Source organism: Deltaproteobacteria bacterium PRO3 (assembly GCA_030263375.1).
Classification (GTDB): Bacteria; UBA10199; UBA10199; order DSSB01; family DSSB01; genus DSSB01.
Map to the genome: position 1 here is coordinate 1 of SZOV01000072.1, position 17,186 is coordinate 17,186.

15 protein-coding genes, 5 tRNA genes and 1 other RNA gene are annotated in these 17,186 nt (G+C 62.1%); 16 read left to right on the forward strand and 5 right to left on the reverse strand.

Translation table 11 applies throughout. From position 1 onward, the window contains the following. Positions 1-163: 163 nt before the first annotated feature. The 7 genes from rpoD (at position 164) to rnpB (ending at position 4,169) form a co-directional block, all read left to right on the forward strand. Positions 164-2,032, forward strand: coding sequence for an RNA polymerase sigma factor RpoD (rpoD, locus tag FBR05_11160; protein ID MDL1872748.1), 1,869 nt, complete (start codon positions 164-166; stop codon positions 2,030-2,032). 10 nt (positions 2,033-2,042) lie between these two features. Next, positions 2,043-2,116 (forward strand) — tRNA-Met (locus FBR05_11165). Positions 2,117-2,204: 88 nt separating this feature from the next. Further along, positions 2,205-2,269, forward strand: a tRNA-Met gene (locus FBR05_11170). A 31-nt stretch (positions 2,270-2,300) separates the two neighbouring features. Then, complete coding sequence (locus FBR05_11175) at positions 2,301-3,002, forward strand: hypothetical protein (protein ID MDL1872749.1); 702 nt, start codon at positions 2,301-2,303, stop codon at positions 3,000-3,002. Positions 3,003-3,050: 48 nt separating this feature from the next. Continuing rightward, a complete protein-coding gene (locus FBR05_11180) occupies positions 3,051-3,329 on the forward strand; it encodes a hypothetical protein (protein ID MDL1872750.1) in 279 nt (92 codons plus the stop codon). Next, positions 3,326-3,751 carry a ribonuclease HI family protein gene (locus FBR05_11185; GenBank protein ID MDL1872751.1) on the forward strand — a complete coding sequence of 142 codons (426 nt, stop codon included), beginning with the start codon at positions 3,326-3,328 and terminating at the stop codon, positions 3,749-3,751. Before FBR05_11180 ends, FBR05_11185 begins: the two co-directional genes overlap by 4 nt. Before the next feature lie 68 nt (positions 3,752-3,819). After that, positions 3,820-4,169, forward strand: an RNA gene (gene rnpB / locus FBR05_11190) — RNase P RNA component class A. 48 nt (positions 4,170-4,217) lie between these two features. Here rnpB and FBR05_11195 read toward each other — a convergent pair. Together FBR05_11195 and ilvD are read right to left on the reverse strand one after the other, a co-directional pair. Beyond that, entirely contained in the window at positions 4,218-4,880 is a 663-nt protein-coding gene (locus FBR05_11195; GenBank protein ID MDL1872752.1) for a hemolysin III family protein, read from the reverse strand. A gap of 7 nt (positions 4,881-4,887) precedes the next feature. Further along, a complete protein-coding gene (gene ilvD, locus FBR05_11200) occupies positions 4,888-6,567 on the reverse strand; it encodes a dihydroxy-acid dehydratase (protein ID MDL1872753.1) in 1,680 nt (559 codons plus the stop codon). 176 nt (positions 6,568-6,743) lie between these two features. Here ilvD and FBR05_11205 point away from each other — a divergent pair, with 176 nt between their 5' ends. The 5 genes from FBR05_11205 to FBR05_11225 all read left to right on the forward strand — a co-directional run bounded on the left by FBR05_11205 (position 6,744) and on the right by FBR05_11225 (position 13,130). Next, a complete protein-coding gene (locus FBR05_11205; GenBank protein ID MDL1872754.1) occupies positions 6,744-7,910 on the forward strand; it encodes a thiolase family protein in 1,167 nt (388 codons plus the stop codon). A 13-nt stretch (positions 7,911-7,923) separates the two neighbouring features. After that, the gene (locus tag FBR05_11210; GenBank protein MDL1872755.1) at positions 7,924-10,422 is read left to right on the forward strand and encodes a hypothetical protein; all 2,499 of its coding nucleotides are present in this window, start codon (positions 7,924-7,926) and stop codon (positions 10,420-10,422) included. Between the two features lie 220 nt (positions 10,423-10,642). Next, complete coding sequence (locus FBR05_11215; protein ID MDL1872756.1) at positions 10,643-11,689, forward strand: hypothetical protein; 1,047 nt, start codon at positions 10,643-10,645, stop codon at positions 11,687-11,689. Positions 11,690-11,770: 81 nt separating this feature from the next. After that, on the forward strand, positions 11,771-13,039 hold the full coding sequence (gene serS, locus FBR05_11220) for a serine--tRNA ligase (GenBank protein MDL1872757.1): 1,269 nt from the start codon (positions 11,771-11,773) through the stop codon (positions 13,037-13,039). A gap of 4 nt (positions 13,040-13,043) precedes the next feature. After that, positions 13,044-13,130 (forward strand) — tRNA-Ser (locus FBR05_11225). Positions 13,131-13,232: 102 nt separating this feature from the next. Here FBR05_11225 and FBR05_11230 read toward each other — a convergent pair. The 3 genes from FBR05_11230 to FBR05_11240 all read right to left on the reverse strand — a co-directional run bounded on the left by FBR05_11230 (position 13,233) and on the right by FBR05_11240 (position 15,102). After that, on the reverse strand, positions 13,233-13,508 hold the full coding sequence (locus FBR05_11230) for a hypothetical protein (protein ID MDL1872758.1): 276 nt from the start codon (positions 13,506-13,508) through the stop codon (positions 13,233-13,235). Between the two features lie 76 nt (positions 13,509-13,584). Next, the gene (locus FBR05_11235) at positions 13,585-14,649 is read right to left on the reverse strand and encodes a two pore domain potassium channel family protein (GenBank protein ID MDL1872759.1); all 1,065 of its coding nucleotides are present in this window, start codon (positions 14,647-14,649) and stop codon (positions 13,585-13,587) included. An 84-nt stretch (positions 14,650-14,733) separates the two neighbouring features. Next, entirely contained in the window at positions 14,734-15,102 is a 369-nt protein-coding gene (locus tag FBR05_11240; GenBank protein MDL1872760.1) for a hypothetical protein, read from the reverse strand. 178 nt (positions 15,103-15,280) lie between these two features. Here FBR05_11240 and FBR05_11245 point away from each other — a divergent pair. From FBR05_11245 to FBR05_11260, 4 genes are all read left to right on the forward strand, one after another. After that, positions 15,281-15,372, forward strand: a tRNA-Ser gene (locus tag FBR05_11245). Positions 15,373-15,387: 15 nt separating this feature from the next. Next, positions 15,388-15,461, forward strand: a tRNA-Arg gene (locus FBR05_11250). Positions 15,462-15,606: 145 nt separating this feature from the next. Further along, on the forward strand, positions 15,607-15,918 hold the full coding sequence (locus FBR05_11255; GenBank protein MDL1872761.1) for a hypothetical protein: 312 nt from the start codon (positions 15,607-15,609) through the stop codon (positions 15,916-15,918). 110 nt (positions 15,919-16,028) lie between these two features. Next, positions 16,029-17,186, forward strand: a 1,158-nt coding sequence (locus FBR05_11260) for a DUF2142 domain-containing protein (protein ID MDL1872762.1), incomplete at its 3' end; no start/stop codon positions are given.

Genomic DNA, 17,186 nt, shown 5'->3' on the forward strand with positions numbered 1-17,186 from the left:
ACTGCCCAATTCAGCCTGGAGCAGGCCGTCATCCGTTTGAAGGAGCGGCACCTGAAGGAAGACCTTCAGGCCCTGCGCGGGAGCGAAGACCCCGAGAAATTGCACGTCGTCCACGAGAAGATACAGGCCCTGTCCCTGGTGCTGAAAAACAAAGCGAGGATCTATGGCGAAAGAAAAAACTAACCAAATCCAAGGCCTGATCGAGTTGGGCAAAGAGCGGGGCTTTCTCACCTATGAAGACATCAACGAGGCCCTCCCCGACGACGTCACCTCCGCCGATCAGATCGACGACGTCTTGAGCGTCTTCGACGAGCTCGACATCGAGATCGTCGAGAAGGAAGAGGACGGCAAGGGCCTGGCCGCCAAGGGCGGGGCCAACAAAAAGAAGGCGGCGCCCGCCGCCGCGCCGGCCGCCCGCCGCGCCGAGGCCCCCAAGGCCGAGGGCGAGGAGGAAGACGAGGGCGACGACGAGGAGGAAAGCGAAGAGGTCGAGGTCGAAGTTGAGGCGGCCGCGGCGGCCGCCGCGGAGTCCTTCGGCAAGTCCAGCGATCCCGTCCGCATGTACCTGCGCAAGATGGGCTCGGTCGCCCTGCTCACCCGCGAGGGCGAGGTCGAGATCGCCAAACGCATCGAGCAGCACGAGGACGACGTCCTCGTTACGCTGATCACCAGCCCCTTCGGCATGAACGAGATCCTCAACCTGGGCGAGAACGTCAAGAAGGCGAAGGTCCGCCTCTCCGACGTGGTCAAGGACGTCGACGACCTGACCCAGGACGAAAATTTCGACGAGGAGGCCTTCCGCGGCCAGGTGGTGAAGCACTTCGTCAAGTTCAAGACCCTGGCCAAGGAGTACGAGCGCACCGCCAAGAAGACCAAGCAGGCCAGCCTCTCCAAGAAGGCCCGCGAGAACGCGCTCAAGGCCCTGGAAGAGTCGAAGCAGAAGCTTTTGGCCAACGTGAAGGAGATCCGCTTCAACCGCAAGGCGATCAACAAGATCATCGACAAGATCAAAGAGATGATCGACCAGATCAACGCCCAGGAGGCGATCGTCGCGACCATCGGCCACAAGATCGAGTCCGAAAATTCCGCCGAGGGCCTCGACAAGCTCCGCAAGGCCAAGAAGAGCAGCTACATGCTGCGCAAGCTCGCCAAGGACCTCGAGGTCTCGAAGGACGAGATCGAGAACATGTCGAAGACCGTCCAGGCCGCCGGCCGCAAGATCAAGGCGCTGGAAGAGGAGTACGGTTACACCAGCAAGACGCTCCACGAGATCTTCCACGACATCAAGCGCAACCAGTTCATGGCCGACCGCGCGAAGAGCGAGCTGATCGAGGCCAACCTCCGGTTGGTCGTCAGCATCGCCAAGAAGTACACCAACCGCGGCCTGCAGTTCCTCGACCTGATCCAGGAGGGCAACATCGGCCTGATGAAGGCCGTCGACAAGTTCGAGTACCGCCGCGGCTATAAGTTTTCGACCTACGCGACCTGGTGGATCCGGCAGGCCATCACCCGCGCGATCGCCGACCAGGCGCGCACCATCCGGATCCCGGTGCACATGATCGAAACGATCAACAAGCTGGTCCGCACCTCGCGCTACCTGGTGCAAGAGCTGGGCCGCGAGCCCACGCCCGAGGAGATCGCCGAGAAGATGGAGCTGCCGCTCGAGAAGGTCCGCAAGGTCCTCAAGATCGCGAAGGAGCCCATCTCGCTGGAGACCCCGATCGGCGAGGAAGAGGACAGCCATCTGGGCGACTTCATCGAGGACAAGAGCGTGATCAACCCCTCGGAGGCGGTGGTCAACATGAACCTCTCCGAGACGACGACGCGGGTGCTGTCGACGCTCACCCCGCGCGAAGAGAAGGTCCTGCGGATGCGTTTCGGCATCGGCGAGAAGTCCGACCACACCCTCGAAGAGGTCGGCCGCGACTTCTCGGTCACCCGCGAGCGCATCCGGCAGATCGAGGCCAAGGCCCTGCGCAAGCTGCGCCACCCCTCGCGCGCCAAAAAACTCCGCAGTTTCGTCGACTGGTAAATTATGTTAGGGGCCGATAGCTCAGTTGGTTAGAGCTCCCGGCTCATAACCGGGCGGTCGAAGGTTCGACTCCTTCTCGGCCCATAAATTTAATTAATCACACCTTAACCGGTGTGGGTTGAAGGGCGAGGAGGCAACTCGCCCTGGGCTTTAGCCAGCCCGAACTTGCTTCGGGCTGGCGAATAAACCTCCCGGCTCATAACCGGGCGGTCGAAGGTTCGACTCCTTCTCGGCCCATAATTATTGGCACTTTGAACGAAGGACCCCCATGAAAGACCACATGTCTCGCCTGGCCCAGACGGTGAACCTCTCGCAAGAGATCCAAAACCTCAAGGACGACCTCGAGGAGATTCCCGCCAAGGTGAGGCAGCTCGAGGCCGAGCTGGCCGAGCTCGAAGGTCAATACGGCCAAAAGAAGGCCGTCTCCGACAAGGCCGAGGGCGAAGCGAAGAAGCTCAAGTCCGAGATCGACGAAGAATCCGGCCACTTGAAGCAAAAGGAAGAGCGTCTCCACTCCATCAAGACCAACAAGGAATACCAGGCGGTGCTCAAGGAGATCGCCAGCGGCAAGACCGCCGTCAAAGAGCGCGAAACTTCCATCGCCAAGCTCTTGGGCGAAGCCGAGGCCTTGAAGACCGAGCTGGCCCCGATGGAGCAGAAGCTCCAAGAGCTCCGCGCCGTCCTCGAACAAGAGCGCGGGGCGATCCAGGGACAGGTCGACGAGCGCAAGGCCAAACTGCAAGCGCTGGAGGCCCAACTCAACGAGCAACTTTCCTCCCTACCCGAAGATATTAGGCACAAATACCTGCGGATCCAGGGCAAGCGCCAGCCGCCCGCGGCCAAGCTGGTCGACGGCACCTGCCAAGAGTGCTTCATGAGCGTGCCGCCGCAGCTCAACATCGAGATCCGCAAGACGCAGGAGATCCACTCCTGCCCGAATTGCCATCGCCTGCTTTACATCGACCTGTAGGGGCCGTTCGCGAACGGCCTCTACGGACAGTGCGCTGAAAGGAACCCCATGTACGGACAGATCCCCGCCGAAACCCTCGCCGAACTGCTGCTCTACCTCAACGAGCACGAATCCTTCGCCTCGCTGAAAAGCCTGGGCACCGTCTCCCGCCAGTCGCTCAGCGCCGCGATCGAGGCCCTCGCCCAAGAGCTCAAGACCCAGTCGAAGGCCCAGGCCGAGGTCCCGGATTTCCGCGAGTGGAAGGAATTGGCGGCCCCCTACCGCGAGATCCTCGCCAAGCTCTCGCCGCGCGAGGCGCAGCTGCTGCTCAAGGGATTGGGGAATTGAAGCGCCTGATCGTCTACGCCGACGGCGGGGCGCGCGGCAACCCGGGGCCAGCCGGCTCCGGCGCCTACCTCGAGGACGAAGACGGCAACCCCGTCGCCCGCGTCTACAAATACCTCGGCGAAACCACCAACAACGTCGCGGAGTACTCCGCGCTGATCTTCGGCCTTAAAGAGGCCCAACGGCGCGGTGCCGAGGAGGTATGGATCCGCATGGATTCGCAATTGGCGGTGAAGCAGATCCTGGGCGAATACCGCGTCAAGGAGCCCACCTTGCAGAAGCTGCACGCCCAAGCGAAGACCTTGCTCGAGGGCTTCCGCGATTTTCGCATCGAGCACATCCCTAGGGAAAAGAACCAAGAGGCCGACAAGCTGGCCAACCTGGCCATCGATTCCCACTTTTCAAAAAAATCCGGAGGCGCCTGAGGCCCCACCGCCCACCCGGAACCCTAGGATCCATTGACTTGCCGTTGAAAAGGATTATTTAATGAGTTTCGGCAGGGCGCGCGGTCGCTGTCCCGCTTCGGCGGGGGAGAGGAAAGTCCGGGCACCATAGGGCGCCGTAGCGGCTAACAGCCGTCGGTCGTCGCGCAAGCGGCGATTAGGAACAGTGCAACAGAAAGCAAGTACGGTGGGGTTCTTCGGAATTCCACGCAGTAGTGAAATCCGGCAAACTCTACGGGGTGCAAGGCCAAATAGGCCCCAGGGGCTCGCAAGGGCCGTCCGTCGGCCCGGCGGATTCGCAAGGCCTGGGGCGGGTAGGCTGCTCCGATCCCGAGCGCGAGCTCGGGGCTAGAGAAATGACCGCATAGACCAGAACCCGGCTTAGGGCCCTGCCCTTCACAAAGGCCGATCCGATCCCCGGATCGGCCTTTTCCTTTTCGAGAAATCGCTAGGCGAGCGGAACCACGTAAAAGGCGATGGCAACGTAATGGGAGGCCGCCGCCAGCATCACAAAGAGATGCCACACCTCATGGAAGCCGAAGACATTGGGAAGGAAATTAAAGGCCTTGGTGACGTAAATCACCGCGCCGACGGAATAAAGCACGCCGCCCGCGACCAGCCAGGCGATCGCGCCCGGAGGCAAGACTCGCAACATCTCTCCGACGGCGGCAATGCAGAGCCACCCCATCACCAGATACACGCCGGCCGAAATCCAACGCGGGGCATTCATCGCGAACATCTTGAGGACGATGCCCAGCAGCGCCAAAGACCAGATGATCGACAATAGCCCCCATCTCCAAAAACCGTTAAAGGCCATGCAGAAGGGAGTATAGGTCCCTGCGATCAGGAGGAAAATGGCGGCGTGATCGAGCTTGCGAAGCCGGGCGATAACTTCCGGCTTCGCCTTGACGAGATGATAGGTCGCGCTCGCCGCAAAAAGCAGAACCAGGCTCACGCCGTAAACCGCGGTGGAGATGAGCTGGTTCAGTCTCCCCCAACTGAGAACAATCAGCACGACCAGTCCAACCTTGGCCGCAACGGCGGCGAAGAGATGCGTCAGGCCGCTGACCGGGTCGCGAAATCTGGAAAAAACGGATGCTCCCGCCAAAATTCAACCCCTATTCATCCGTGACGCAGCCTTCGGAGGCCGTTTTGACGGACTTGATGAATTTGTAAAGGGTCCCGCGCTTGGCCTTGTAGTCCGGGGCGCGCCAGGCCTGCAAACGCTTCGCGATCACATCCTCGGGGACCTTGAGGTTCAAGACCCGCTGCTCCGCGTCGATGGTGATCTCGTCGCCCTCTTCCACCACCGCGAGCAAGCCGCCCTCCTGGGCCTCGGGAGTGATATGGCCCACGACGAAGCCATGCGTCCCGCCCGAGAAGCGCCCGTCGGTGATCAGGGCGACGTCCTTGCCGAGACCCTCGCCCATCACCAGCGCGGTCACCTTGAGCATCTCCGGCATGCCCGGACCGCCCTTCGGGCCCTCGTAGCGGATCACGATCACGTCGCCTTTCTTGATTTTCTTGCCCTCGAGGGCGGCGTTGGCATCCTCCTCGCAGTCGAAGACCCGCGCCTTGCCGGTGAAGGTCAGACCTTCCTTGCCGGTGATCTTGGCGACCGAGCCCTGCGGGGCCAGGTTGCCGTAGAGGATTTGGATGTGGCCGGTCTTCTTGATGGGTTGGGACAAGGGAACGATCACCTTTTGGCCTTCGACGAGACCCGGCAGGGCCTCGAGGTTTTCGGCCAGGGTCTTGCCGGTGCAGGTCATGACGCCGCCGTCGAGGAAGCCTTCTTTCAGCAACAGCTTCTGCACGGCCGGCACGCCGCCCACACGGCAGAGATCCTCCATCACGTACTTGCCGCTGGGTTTTAAATCCGCGATGAAGGGCACCTTGTCGCTGATCTTTTGGAAGTCGTCGATGCTCAGCGGGACGCCGACCCCCTTGGCCATCGCGATCAGGTGCAGCACGGCGTTGGTCGAGCCGCCCAGCGCCATCACCACCGTGATCGCGTTGTCGAAGGCCGCGCGCGTCATGATGTCGCGGGGCTTCAAGTCCAGCTCGAGGAGTTTACGAATGGCGGATCCGACTTGGCGGCACTCCTCGACCTTCGCCGCGTCGACCGCCGGCTGCGAGGAGCTGTAGGGCAGGCTCATCCCGAGGGTCTCGATGGCCGAGGCCATGGTGTTGGCGGTGTACATGCCGCCGCAGGCCCCCGCGCCGGGGCAGGCGTTTTGCAGGATGCCCTTCAAGTCCGATTCGGTGATCTTCCCGGCCACCCAGGCCCCCAGGCCCTCGAAGGCCGAGACGATGTCGAGGGTTTGGTCTTTGTAATGCCCGGGCTTGATCGTCCCGCCGTAGACCATGATGCTGGGCCGGTTGAGCCGCCCCATCGCGATCACCGAGCCGGGCATGTTCTTGTCGCAGCCCATCACCGAGACGTTGGCGTCGTACCAGTGCGCCGCCATCGTGGTCTCGATCGAGTCGGCGATGATCTCGCGCGACTGCAGCGAGTAATTCATCCCCTCCGTCCCCATCGAGATGCCGTCGCTGACCCCGATGGTGTTGAACATCATCCCCACCATCCCCGCCTCGACGCAGCTCTGCTTGATGACCTTGCCCAGGTCGTTCAAGTGCATGTTGCAGGTGTTGCCCTCGTACCAGGTGGTGGCAATCCCGACGAAGGGCTTGGCCATGTCGGCCTCTGTGAGGCCGGTGCCGTAGAGCATGGCCTGCGAGGCGGGCTGGTCGCGGGCCTGGGTGAGTCGGGAACTGTATTTGTTGAGCTTTTTTTCCATGGTGCCTTCCGTCGCTGCTGGGTTGTGGCGCGGGCGCCGGGCCCGCGGAATTCCACCCTTAAACCCGCCGCCGCCCGCCTGACAAGGGTAGAAAACGGCCGGATTTGTGCCTTGACACCAACGCCCGAGCGGGGCTAGGAGTGGAATGAATAGCCATTCATTTTTTAGGAGGATTTATGCCTGCCACCCGTGATGCCGTCATTGTCAGCGCCGTCCGCAGCCCGATGGGCCGGGCGCTCAAAGGCCAATTCGTCAATCTCCGCATCGACGACCTGGGCGCCGCCGTGGTCAAAGAGGCCGTCGCCCGCGCGAAGGGCCTGGATCCGGCCGAGATCGAAGACGTCATCATCGGCTGCGCGATGCCGGAAGGCGAGCAGGGCATGAACGTCGCCCGCAACATCAGCTTCCTGGCGGGCATCCCCAACACCGCGGCCGCCGTCACCACCAACCGCTTCTGCGCCTCCGGCCTCCAGTCCATCATGGACGCGGCCCGGGCCATCATGGTCGGCGACGGCGAGGTCTTCGTCGCCGGCGGCATCGAGACCATGTCGCACGTTCCGATGGGCGGCTTCAATCCATCGCTCAACCCCAAGCTGATGAAGGCCGGCATGCCCGACGCCTACATCAGCATGGGCCTCACCGCCGAAAACGTCGCCGAGAAGTACAAGGTCTCGCGCGCCGACATGGACCAATTCGCCTACGAGAGCCACCAGAAGGCCGTGAAGGCGATCAAGGACGGGAAGTTCAAAAACGAGATCGTCGCGATCGAGGTCCCCCAGGCCGACGGCAGCGTCAAGAAGATCGACATCGACGAGGGCCCCCGCGGCGACACCACGGTCGAGAAGCTGGCCACCTTAAAGCCGGTGTTCCGCGAGAACGGCTCGGTCACCGCCGGCAACTCCTCCCCCCTCACCGACGGCGCCGCCGCGGTGATCGTGATGAGCGCCGAGAAGGCCAAGGTCCTGGGGCTGAAGCCCCTGGCCCGTATCCACGCGATGGCGGTGGCCGGCTGCGACCCCGAGATCATGGGCATCGGCCCCATCCCCGCGGTGCGCAAGGTCCTGAAGCGCGCCGGCAAGACGATCAACGACATCGACATCGTCGAGATGAACGAGGCCTTCGCCTCGCAGTCGCTGGCCAGCGCCCGCGAGCTGGGCATCGACCTCAAGAAGCTCAATCCCCACGGCGGCGCGATCGCCCTGGGCCACCCCCTCGGCTGCTCCGGCGCCCGCATCATGGCCACGCTGATCAACGACCTGTTCACCTACGACAAGAAGTGGGGCCTCGAGACCATGTGCATCGGCGGCGGACAGGGCGCGGCCTGCATCATCGAACGCTTATAACAAATTCGTCGGGATGGACCCGGCGTCCATCCTCTATGCGCAACAGGCGGACTCAGGTTCGCCCCACGGAGAGGTTACGACCATGAGACAGATCAAAAAAGTTGGCGTATTAGGCGCGGGCGTCATGGGCCACGGCATCGCGGCTCACTTGGCCGGCGCGGGCGTCCCCGTCCTGCTCCTCGACATCGTCCCGCCCAAGTTCACCGAGGCGGACCAAAAAGCGGGCCTGACCGAGAAGAGCCCCGCCTTCCGCAACAAGTTTGCCTTAAGCGGCATCGAGGCCATCAAGAAGTCCAAGCCCTCGGTCATCTACTCCCAGCGCGACCTCAAGCTGATCGCGCCGGGCAACTTCGAGGACGATTGGGACAAGCTGAAGGACTGTGACTGGATCGTCGAGGTCGTCGTCGAGCGCCTCGACATCAAGCAGCAGGTCTTCGCCAAGATCGAGAAGGTGATGCAGCCGCACACGATCGTCAGCTCCAACACCTCGGGCCTGCCCCTGCACTCGATGAGCGAGGGCCGCAGCGAGGCCTTCAAGAAAAATTTCATCGTCACCCACTTCTTCAACCCGGTGCGCTACCTCAAGCTGGTCGAGATCGTCTCCTCCCCGGCCACCGACCCCGCGGTGGTCAAGGACATGGCCAACTTCCTCGAGGACCGATTGGGCAAGGGCGTCGTCTACGCCAAGGACACCCCCAACTTCATCGCCAACCGCATCGGGACCTTCGCCTTCATGGCCGCGCTCAAGCGCGTCATCGACGAGGATTACAAGGTCGAGGAGGTCGACAAGATCCTCGGTCCCGCGATGGGCAAGCCGAAGTCGGCGATGTTCCGCACCGCCGACATCGCGGGCATCGACACCCTGGCCCACGTCGTGAAAAACACCTATGACAACTGCCCCAAGGACGAGCAGCGCGCGATCTTCGTGATGCCCGACATCGTCAACAAGATGATCGCCAACGGCTGGACCGGCGACAAGGCCGGCCAGGGCTTCTACAAGAAGGTCAAGGGCGAGGGTAAAAAGGAGATCCTCTCGATCAACCTCAAGACCGGCGAGTACGGTCCTCAGGGCGAGGTGAAGTTCGCCTCGCTGAAGGCCGCCAAGGGCATCGAGGAGGTCGGAGCGCGCGTCAAGGCGGTGCTTGCCGGCGACGACCGCGCCGCGGACTTCGCCTGGAAGGTCACCCGCGACACCCTGATCTACACCGCCAACCGCATCCCCGAGATCGCCGACGACGTGGTCAACGTCGACCGCGCCATGCGCTGGGGCTTCAATTGGGACCTGGGACCCTTCGAGGTCCTGGACGCGATCGGCGTCAAAGAGACCGTCGAGCGCATCAAGAAAGACGGCCTGCCCGTTCCGGCCCTCTTCACGCAGGTGCTCGAGAAGGGCGAAGGCACCTTCTACAAGCGCAAGGACGGCAAGGCCTACTACTTCGACATCAAGACGAGCGGCTACGTCCCCGTGCCGATGAACCCCAACGTCCTGCTGCTGAAGAACCTCAAAGAGCAGAACAAGGTGATCAAAAGCAACGGCTCGGCCAGCCTGATCGACTTGGGCGACGGCGTGCTCTGCCTCGAGTTCCACTCCAAGATGAACGCCATCGACGCCGACATCGCGCTGTTGGGCTTCGAGGCCCTCGACAAGATCGAGGCCGAGAAACTGAACGGCCTGGTCATCGCCAACGAGGGCGAAAATTTCTCGGTCGGCGCCAACCTCATGCTGCTCTGGCTCGAGTCGCAGCAGGGCAACTGGAAGAACATCGAAGAGATGGTCCGCCAGTTCCAAAATTTCTGCATGCGCCTGAAGTACTCGCCCAAGCCCGTCGTGGCGGCGCCCTTCGGCCTCACCCTGGGCGGCGGCTGCGAGATCGCGATGGGCGCCGACGCGGTGCGCGCCGCGGCCGAGACCTACGTCGGTTTGGTCGAGGTCGGCGTGGGCCTGATCCCGGGCGGCGGCGGCTGCAAGAACATGCTGCTCAACTGCGAGGCGGCGCTCCGCGCCAAGGGCCAGAAGGTCTGGGCCTCGCAGGGCGACGGCGGCCCCTTCCCCAAGGTGCAGCGCGCCTTCGAGAAGATCGGCTTCGCCAAGGTGGCGACCAGCGCAAAGGAGGGCATCGAGTTCGACTACTTCAAGCCGAGCGACAAGATCTCCTTCAACCGCGACACCCTGATCCACGATGCCAAGCAGGACGTCCTGGCCCTGGCCAAGGACTACAAGCAACCGACGCCCCGCGAGGACATCCTCGTCCCCGGCGTCGGCGGCAAGATGGCGATGGTCTCGGCGATCCGCGGCTTCCGTTCCTTGGGCCAGATCAGCGAGCACGACGCCTTCATCGCGGAGCAGCTCGCTCACGTCCTCTGCGGCGGCGACATCCCGACGCAGCGCCTGGTCTCGGAGCAATACATCCTCGACCTCGAGCGCGAGGTCTTCCTCAAGCTCGCCGGCACCGAGAAGAGCCAGGCGCGGATGCAGTTTATGTTGATGAATAATAAACCGCTGCGAAATTAGTCCGGATCCCAAGTTCTGCACTAGGTCGAGCGCCTTAGCTTTAGCCGGCTCGAATTCACTTCGAGCCGGCGAATCGACCGGATGCAGTTTATGCTGATGAACAACAAGCCGCTGCGGAATTAGGCAAGATCACGATTTCCTCCAAGCCCTCTTCCGAATAGGAATTGCCATGCCCCGCGGCCCGGGCTAGACTGCGCCCTACCCTAAAGCGAGGAATCTTATGAAGAAACTCTCCGTCTTGCTCACCGCCCTCTTTCTCGCCGGCTGCTGCCAAGGACAAAGCGGCCCGGCCCCCGCCGCCCCCGGCGCGCCCGTCGCGGCGGCGGACCCCAAGACGGTGGTCGCCGAGATTGACGGCGAGCAGATCACCGAGGCGGACTTAAGCCAGGCCGTTGCCGGTCAGCTCTCCCGCGTGCAGGCGGAGATCTTCGAGATCAAACAGCAAGGCCTGGACGCGATGATCGAGCAGAAATTGGTCGCCAAGGAGGCCAAGAAGCGCGGCGTCTCCTCCGAAGAGCTGATCAAGGTCGAGGTCCTCGAGAAGGTCGGCGAGATCCCGGACCGCGAGGTCGAGGACTTCTACAACCAGAACAAGGGCCGCCTCGGCGGTCGAACCCTCGAGGAAGTGAAGGGCCCGATCAAGCAGCAGCTGTTCGCCCGCAAGGCCTCCATCTATCGCAACAACCTGATCGACCGTCTGAAGAGCGAGACCAAGGTCGTCGTCCTGCTGGAGGCGCCCAAGGTCGAGGTGAGCGTCGACGACGATCCCGCCATGGGCAACAAGAAGGCCCCCGTCGTCATCGTCGAATTCACCGACTACCAATGCCCCTTTTGCGCCAAGGCGCGTCCCGCCATCAAACAGCTGCTGGCCGAGTACGGCGACAAGATCCACTACGTGCTGCGCGACTACCCGCTCGACTTCCACCCACTGGCCAAGAAGGCCGCGGAGGCCGCGCAGTGCGCCGGGGATCAAGGCAAGTATTGGGAATACAGCGACCTGCTCTGGGCCAACCAAGGCGCCCTGGACACAGCCAGCCTGAAAAAATACGCCGGCGAGCTCAAGCTCGACGCCAAGAAATTCGACGCCTGCCTTGACGAGGGCAAGTACGCCGCCGAGGTCGACAAGGACTTCGCCGACGGCGCCAAGGCCGGGGTCAGCGGGACGCCCTCCTTCTTCATCAACGGGGTGCCCCTCACCGGCGCCCAGCCCTTTGAGAAGTTCAAGGAGATCGTGGACCGCGCCCTAGCCAAGAAAAGCCAGTCCTAACCGAGTTCCGCCTCGGGCTTAAAAAAGGTGGCCAAACGCGGCCGCCTTTTTTATTGTAATCCGGCAAGCCAAGGAAGTCCTATGCTCGACCCAAAATTCGTCCAACAAAACTTAGAAAAGGTCCGCCAGTCCCTCGCCCAGCGCGGCAAGGCCGTCGAAGGCCTCGACCAGGTCGCCCAACTCCTGCAACGCAAAAACGCCCTCCAGGTCGAGCACGACCAGCTCCGCGCCCGGCAGAACGCCGCCTCCGAAGAGATTCAAAAGCTGAAAAAGGCGGGCCAGGACGCCTCCGCCACCTTGGCCGAGATGAAGGGCGTCGCCGAGCGCCTGAAGGCCATCGCCCCGGAGAGCGAGGCCCTCGAGAAGGAATTGGACGAGCTGCTGATGCAGATCCCCAACCTGCCGCACGCCTCGGTCCCGGTCGGAACCGGCGAACAGGACAACCAAGTCGTCCGCAGCTGGGGCGAAAAGCCGAAATTCCCCTTCGCGCCCAAGCCGCATTGGGAGCTGGGCGAAACCCTAGGCATCCTCGACTTCGAGCGCGGCGCGAAGATCGCCGGCGCCCGCTTCACGCTGTACCGCAGCCAGGCCGCGCGCCTCGAGCGCGCGTTGATCAATTTCATGCTCGAGACCCACACCCGGGAAAACGGCTACGAAGAAGTGCTGCCGCCCTTCCTCGTCAACGCCGAGAGCCTGCGCGGCACCGGCCAGCTGCCCAAGTTCGAGGCCGACCTCTTCAAAACCACCGAGGGGCATTACCTGGTGCCCACCGCCGAGGTGCCCGTCACCAACATCTACCGCGACGAGGTCCTCAAGGGCGAGCAGCTGCCGATCTCGCTCACCGCCTATACGCCCTGCTTCCGCAGCGAGGCGGGGAGCTACGGGAAGGACGTGCGCGGCCTGATCCGCCAACATCAGTTCAACAAGGTCGAGTTGGTGAAGTTCGCGCGGCCGGAAAGCTCCTACGACGAGCTCGAGAAGCTCACCCGCGACGCCGAGTCGATCCTGCAGAAGCTGGGACTGCACTACCGAGTGGTGGCGCTCTGCACCGGTGACATGGGTTTCTCCGCCGCCAAGACCTATGACTTGGAGGTCTGGCTGCCGGGCCAGGAGGCCTACCGCGAGATCTCAAGCTGCTCGAACTTCGAGGACTTCCAGGCGCGCCGCGCGAAGATCCGCTACAAGGACGAGAAGGGCAAGAATCACCTCGTGCATACCCTCAACGGCAGCGGCCTGGCGGTGGGCCGCACCCTCGTCGCCATCCTCGAAAACGGCCAGCAGGCGGACGGGAGCGTCGTCATCCCCGAGGCCCTGCGCCCCTATTACGGCGGCGACAAGATTTCGAAGTAGTATTGGAAGGGTGTCCGAGCGGTTTAAGGAACCGGTCTTGAAAACCGGCGTGCGGGCAACCGCACCGTGGGTTCGAATCCCACCCCTTCCGCAGCGCAACCATGAGGGGGCGGATGCCCCTTGGGCGCCCGCTCATCACCCTGGGGATCGCGAAACGCAGGTTTCGCAATCCTACCCATTCCGCAGCTCTAATCTATTGCGTGCAAACGTCGATCCCGTCCAGGTTTGCCTGGCACGTCAGCGGCGACTGGCAATCGCTGTCGGTATCGCAGGCGTCGCCGGCCTGGCCGGTGCCGTCACCACCGCCGCCATTGCCGTCGGGCACGCAGGTGGGATTTCCGTCCTCGATGAGGCAGGAGAAACCCGTCTCGCAGGAAAAGCCGTCGCAGGCGTCGTTGCCGGACCCGCAGGATCCGGCCGTCATGGCGACGGTGAAGGCCGCCAGAAGCAGTGTCAGGACTCGGAGCATGATTCCCCCTTCCAAAGGATGGTTTGGTAAATAGTAAGGTCCCCCGGCTCGGGCACCAAGCCTTTTTTGGAAAACCTCAGGGCCCTTCCGGCCCCGCCGAGGGCACCCAGACCGGCAAGGGGATCTTCAGGCGTTTGGAGACCGCCAAGGCGAAGGGCTCGTAGAGGTGCCGCAGTTCGGTCAGGCTCTTTTCCGCCTCCGGGCCCGCGGGAAAAAAAAGCCCGACCTTCTCGATCGCCCCGCGGATCCTTTCGAAATCCTCCGTCCCCATGCGCTGCGGGCCCTTGCGGTCGGGCCGCACCTTGAGGACCCGCGCCATCTCGACCAGGGCGTAGAGGGCCATGCGGAAGCTGGTCTTCACCTGCGAGCGCAGCGGGTGATCGGCGGGCAACTGTAACAGGGCGCAGGTGTCGAGAAAGGCCGTCAGCGAGGTCAACCAGGATTGCCCGAAGTGCTGCGAGCGATAGTAGGCGAGCACCGGGTGCGAGATGTGGTTTTGCAAAAACTCCGCGATCCACTGCTCGGAGTCGTGGAGGATGGCCTCGAGCTTTCCGCGATCTTCCGCCTTGCCGTAGCCCTCCAGAAGGCGTACCGCGCATTGCGGCGTCCCGGTGCGCAGACCGAACAAGGTGATCCTCGCCTCGCGTTGCGAGAAGACCTGATCAAGGAGCGGGACGTAGCCGACGATGATGGCCAGGGAGATGAAGCCCGTCGCCGCCTCCAGGACGATGAAGAGGCGCCCGAGGGAATTCACCGCGGTGAAGTCGCCGAGCCCCAAGGTGAAAAAAGTAGTGCCGCTCAGATAGACCATCGTCCCGAAACCCCAGCGCCCGGTTTCTTCGGTGAAGATCTTGGTGTCGAAGCCCCAATGCATCATCGCGAAGCCGAAGATGAGCCCCAGGGCCCAGAAGGCCAGCAGCAGGGGCACGGAGAGCGGCCCGAAGATCGCGTAGAAGTTCTGTCGCCGGTAGATGTCGCGCACCAGGGCGGCGAGCCCGGTCCAAAGCCGCCAAGAGCCGTGATAAAAATAAGTGGAGGGCCGAAAGAAGGAGACCGTGCGCGGCATGACGATGGTCGCGAAGGCGTCCCAGAGAATGACCCAGATCAGCAAGGCCCCGGCGATTCCGACCGCGGTATGCATGCGCGTCCCTTCCAAAGCGAGTGAAACGAGGCCTGATTGTAAAAAGGCTCGTCCGGCTTGACCATGAAATTCTCGGCCGCCCCGCTAGGGTTGGTCGGCGAAGGGCAACCGCAATTCCTTGAGGGTAAAGCTTCCGCGCGAGCTGTCCTCGAATTCCACCTCGTACTTCCACCCGGATTCGGCGATCACCTTCGCGCGACGATAGGTGTCGGGACCTCCGGGGGCCAAGACGGCCATGCCTGGATCGAGGGTGGCGCGGGTGGGCGTGATGTCCTTGGCCAGCTCGGTGGGCGGGCTGCACTTTTCGTCCTGGGCGTCGAAGCGGATCTTGAAGCCGCGCTCGCAGGGGGCCTCGATGCGGCCGCGGTACCAAAGCTGCGGCGTCCACTGGGCCCAGACCGCGTCGCCGACCTTGAGCGGCTCGATCCGGCCGCAGGCCACCGCGAAATACATGCTTAAGTATATGAAAAATAATGATATTATCCTTCGCATCGCGATCTTTCATCCTCGCAAATTTTTATTGTGCCTAGACCGGACGATTTGCTAGGGCTAGCGGTCCGTTTTCGGTAGGATTACCTGAAATTCGCGGGGATCGGAATCGGCAATTGATCCGAGCGATCCGAATTGATCGGGAGAGGTGGCCGAGTGGCTGAAGGCAACGGTTTGCTAAACCGTCATAGGGCCTTTAAAGCTCTATCGAGGGTTCGAATCCCTCCCTCTCCGCAGGAAAATTTTTTTGCACCCATAGCTCAGCTGGATAGAGCGTCGGTCTACGAAACCGAAGGTCGCATGTTCGAATCATGCTGGGTGCGCATCGAAAGCCCAACCATTCTAAGGTTGGGTTTTTCATTTAGGCCCCGCCGCGCCATGAAAATGGGCTGTGAAAATTCCCTATTCATTTACCCCTTCAACCACTACCATGGCCAAAATGCGCATCCCTAGACAAGGAGGCCATCGATGAAAAAAGGACTTTTGATTCTCGCGATCTTATTATTCGCGGCCAGCGGCGTTGCCTTTGTCTACGCCTTCGATCGGTTTTCCGCGGCCGCCGGTTATCAAAAAAAGGCGGAAGAAACCTTGCAGAAGATGCAGAACACCCAGGACATGGCCAAACTCGAAAGCCTCAAGGACGAGATGGACATTTTTTGGCTGCCCCCGCTGGCCGAGGCCAAACAATCGGGCATGATCGGTCTCGGAGGCGGCGCGGTTCTTTTGATCGGCAGCGTCATTCTTTTTATCAAGAGCCGCCGCCCCAAGACGGCCGGGTAAGTTCCGATCGCGAGCCGTATCGTAAAATTCCGAACGGTTCTCGGAATCCGATTTCCCGTCCGACAAATTCCGACGTTCCGATTTCCTTTAAATAATTGTCGGATCGCCGAATGAAAAACCTGCTCCGTCCCGAAAAAATTCTCCTGGCCTTCGGCCTCTTTTTCGGCCTGATTTTTTTGTTCCTGACGCCGCCCTTCCAGGTCGCCGACGAGGGCGTGCATTTCTTCCGCGCCTACCAAACCGCGCAGGGCGAGTTGGTCGACCCGACGATTCCCTCCAGCGCGGTGGCGACGGCCGCCAAGTTCAACCATCTGCCTTTTCACCCCGAACAAAAGACAAGTTTCGTGGAAATCTTCTCGCTGTTGGGCCTTCCCTTGGAACCGCAAAACACCCAAAAGATTCCTTCCATCGCCTACCCGCCCTTGGCCTATCTCCCGCAGGCGCTCGGCATTCGGATCGGGATTTTTTTCGAGCTCTCCCCGCTCTCGCTCATGTACCTGGGACGGCTCTTCAACCTCATGGCCTGGCTGACTTTGGCCGGCCTCGCCGTCCGGCGAACCCCGATTTTCAAATGGCTCTTCTGCCTGCTGGCCCTAAGCCCGATGTCTCTCTTCGAGGCCGCCTCGCTTTCGAAGGACCCGCTGATCAACGGGGCCTCCTTCCTGCTGATCGCGTCCTATTTCGACGCCGCGTTCGGGGCGAGGCAACGGCTGCGAAACCGAGATCTCTTGGGACTGTTCCTCCTCCTGCTCCTGGCCTCGCTTCCTAAATCGGTCTACGCCGTCCTCGGGCTGCTCTTTCTCGCCGTGCCCATCGCCAAGGTGGGCTCCCGGAAAAAATATTTTGGCTACTTTTTCCTGACCATGGCCTTGCTGTTCGCGATCCTGCTGCTCGGAAATTACTTTTTCTTCCACGCTAGGCCCCCGAGCCAGGATTTTGTGGAATGGCACGGGCGGCTCCACTTCATCCTCGGGCACCCGATTGGTTTCCTCGAGATCCTGGCCCGCACCCTTCTGAAAAACGGCGGGGAATACCTGGAGATGTTCGTCGGGGTCCTGGGTTGGCTGGACACGGTCTTGCCGGAACCCGTCTGGATATTCTACGGCGTCGTGTCGGTCGTCGTGGCCCTGTTGGAAAAAGACCCCGACATCTCGGTGCCTCGCCGCGCCAAACTCATCTCCCTCGCCGCCCTCTCGCTGGGCATTCTGGCGATCATGACCACGATGTACCTGGCTCTGCCTCCGCAAAACGGCCTCATCGCCGGGGTG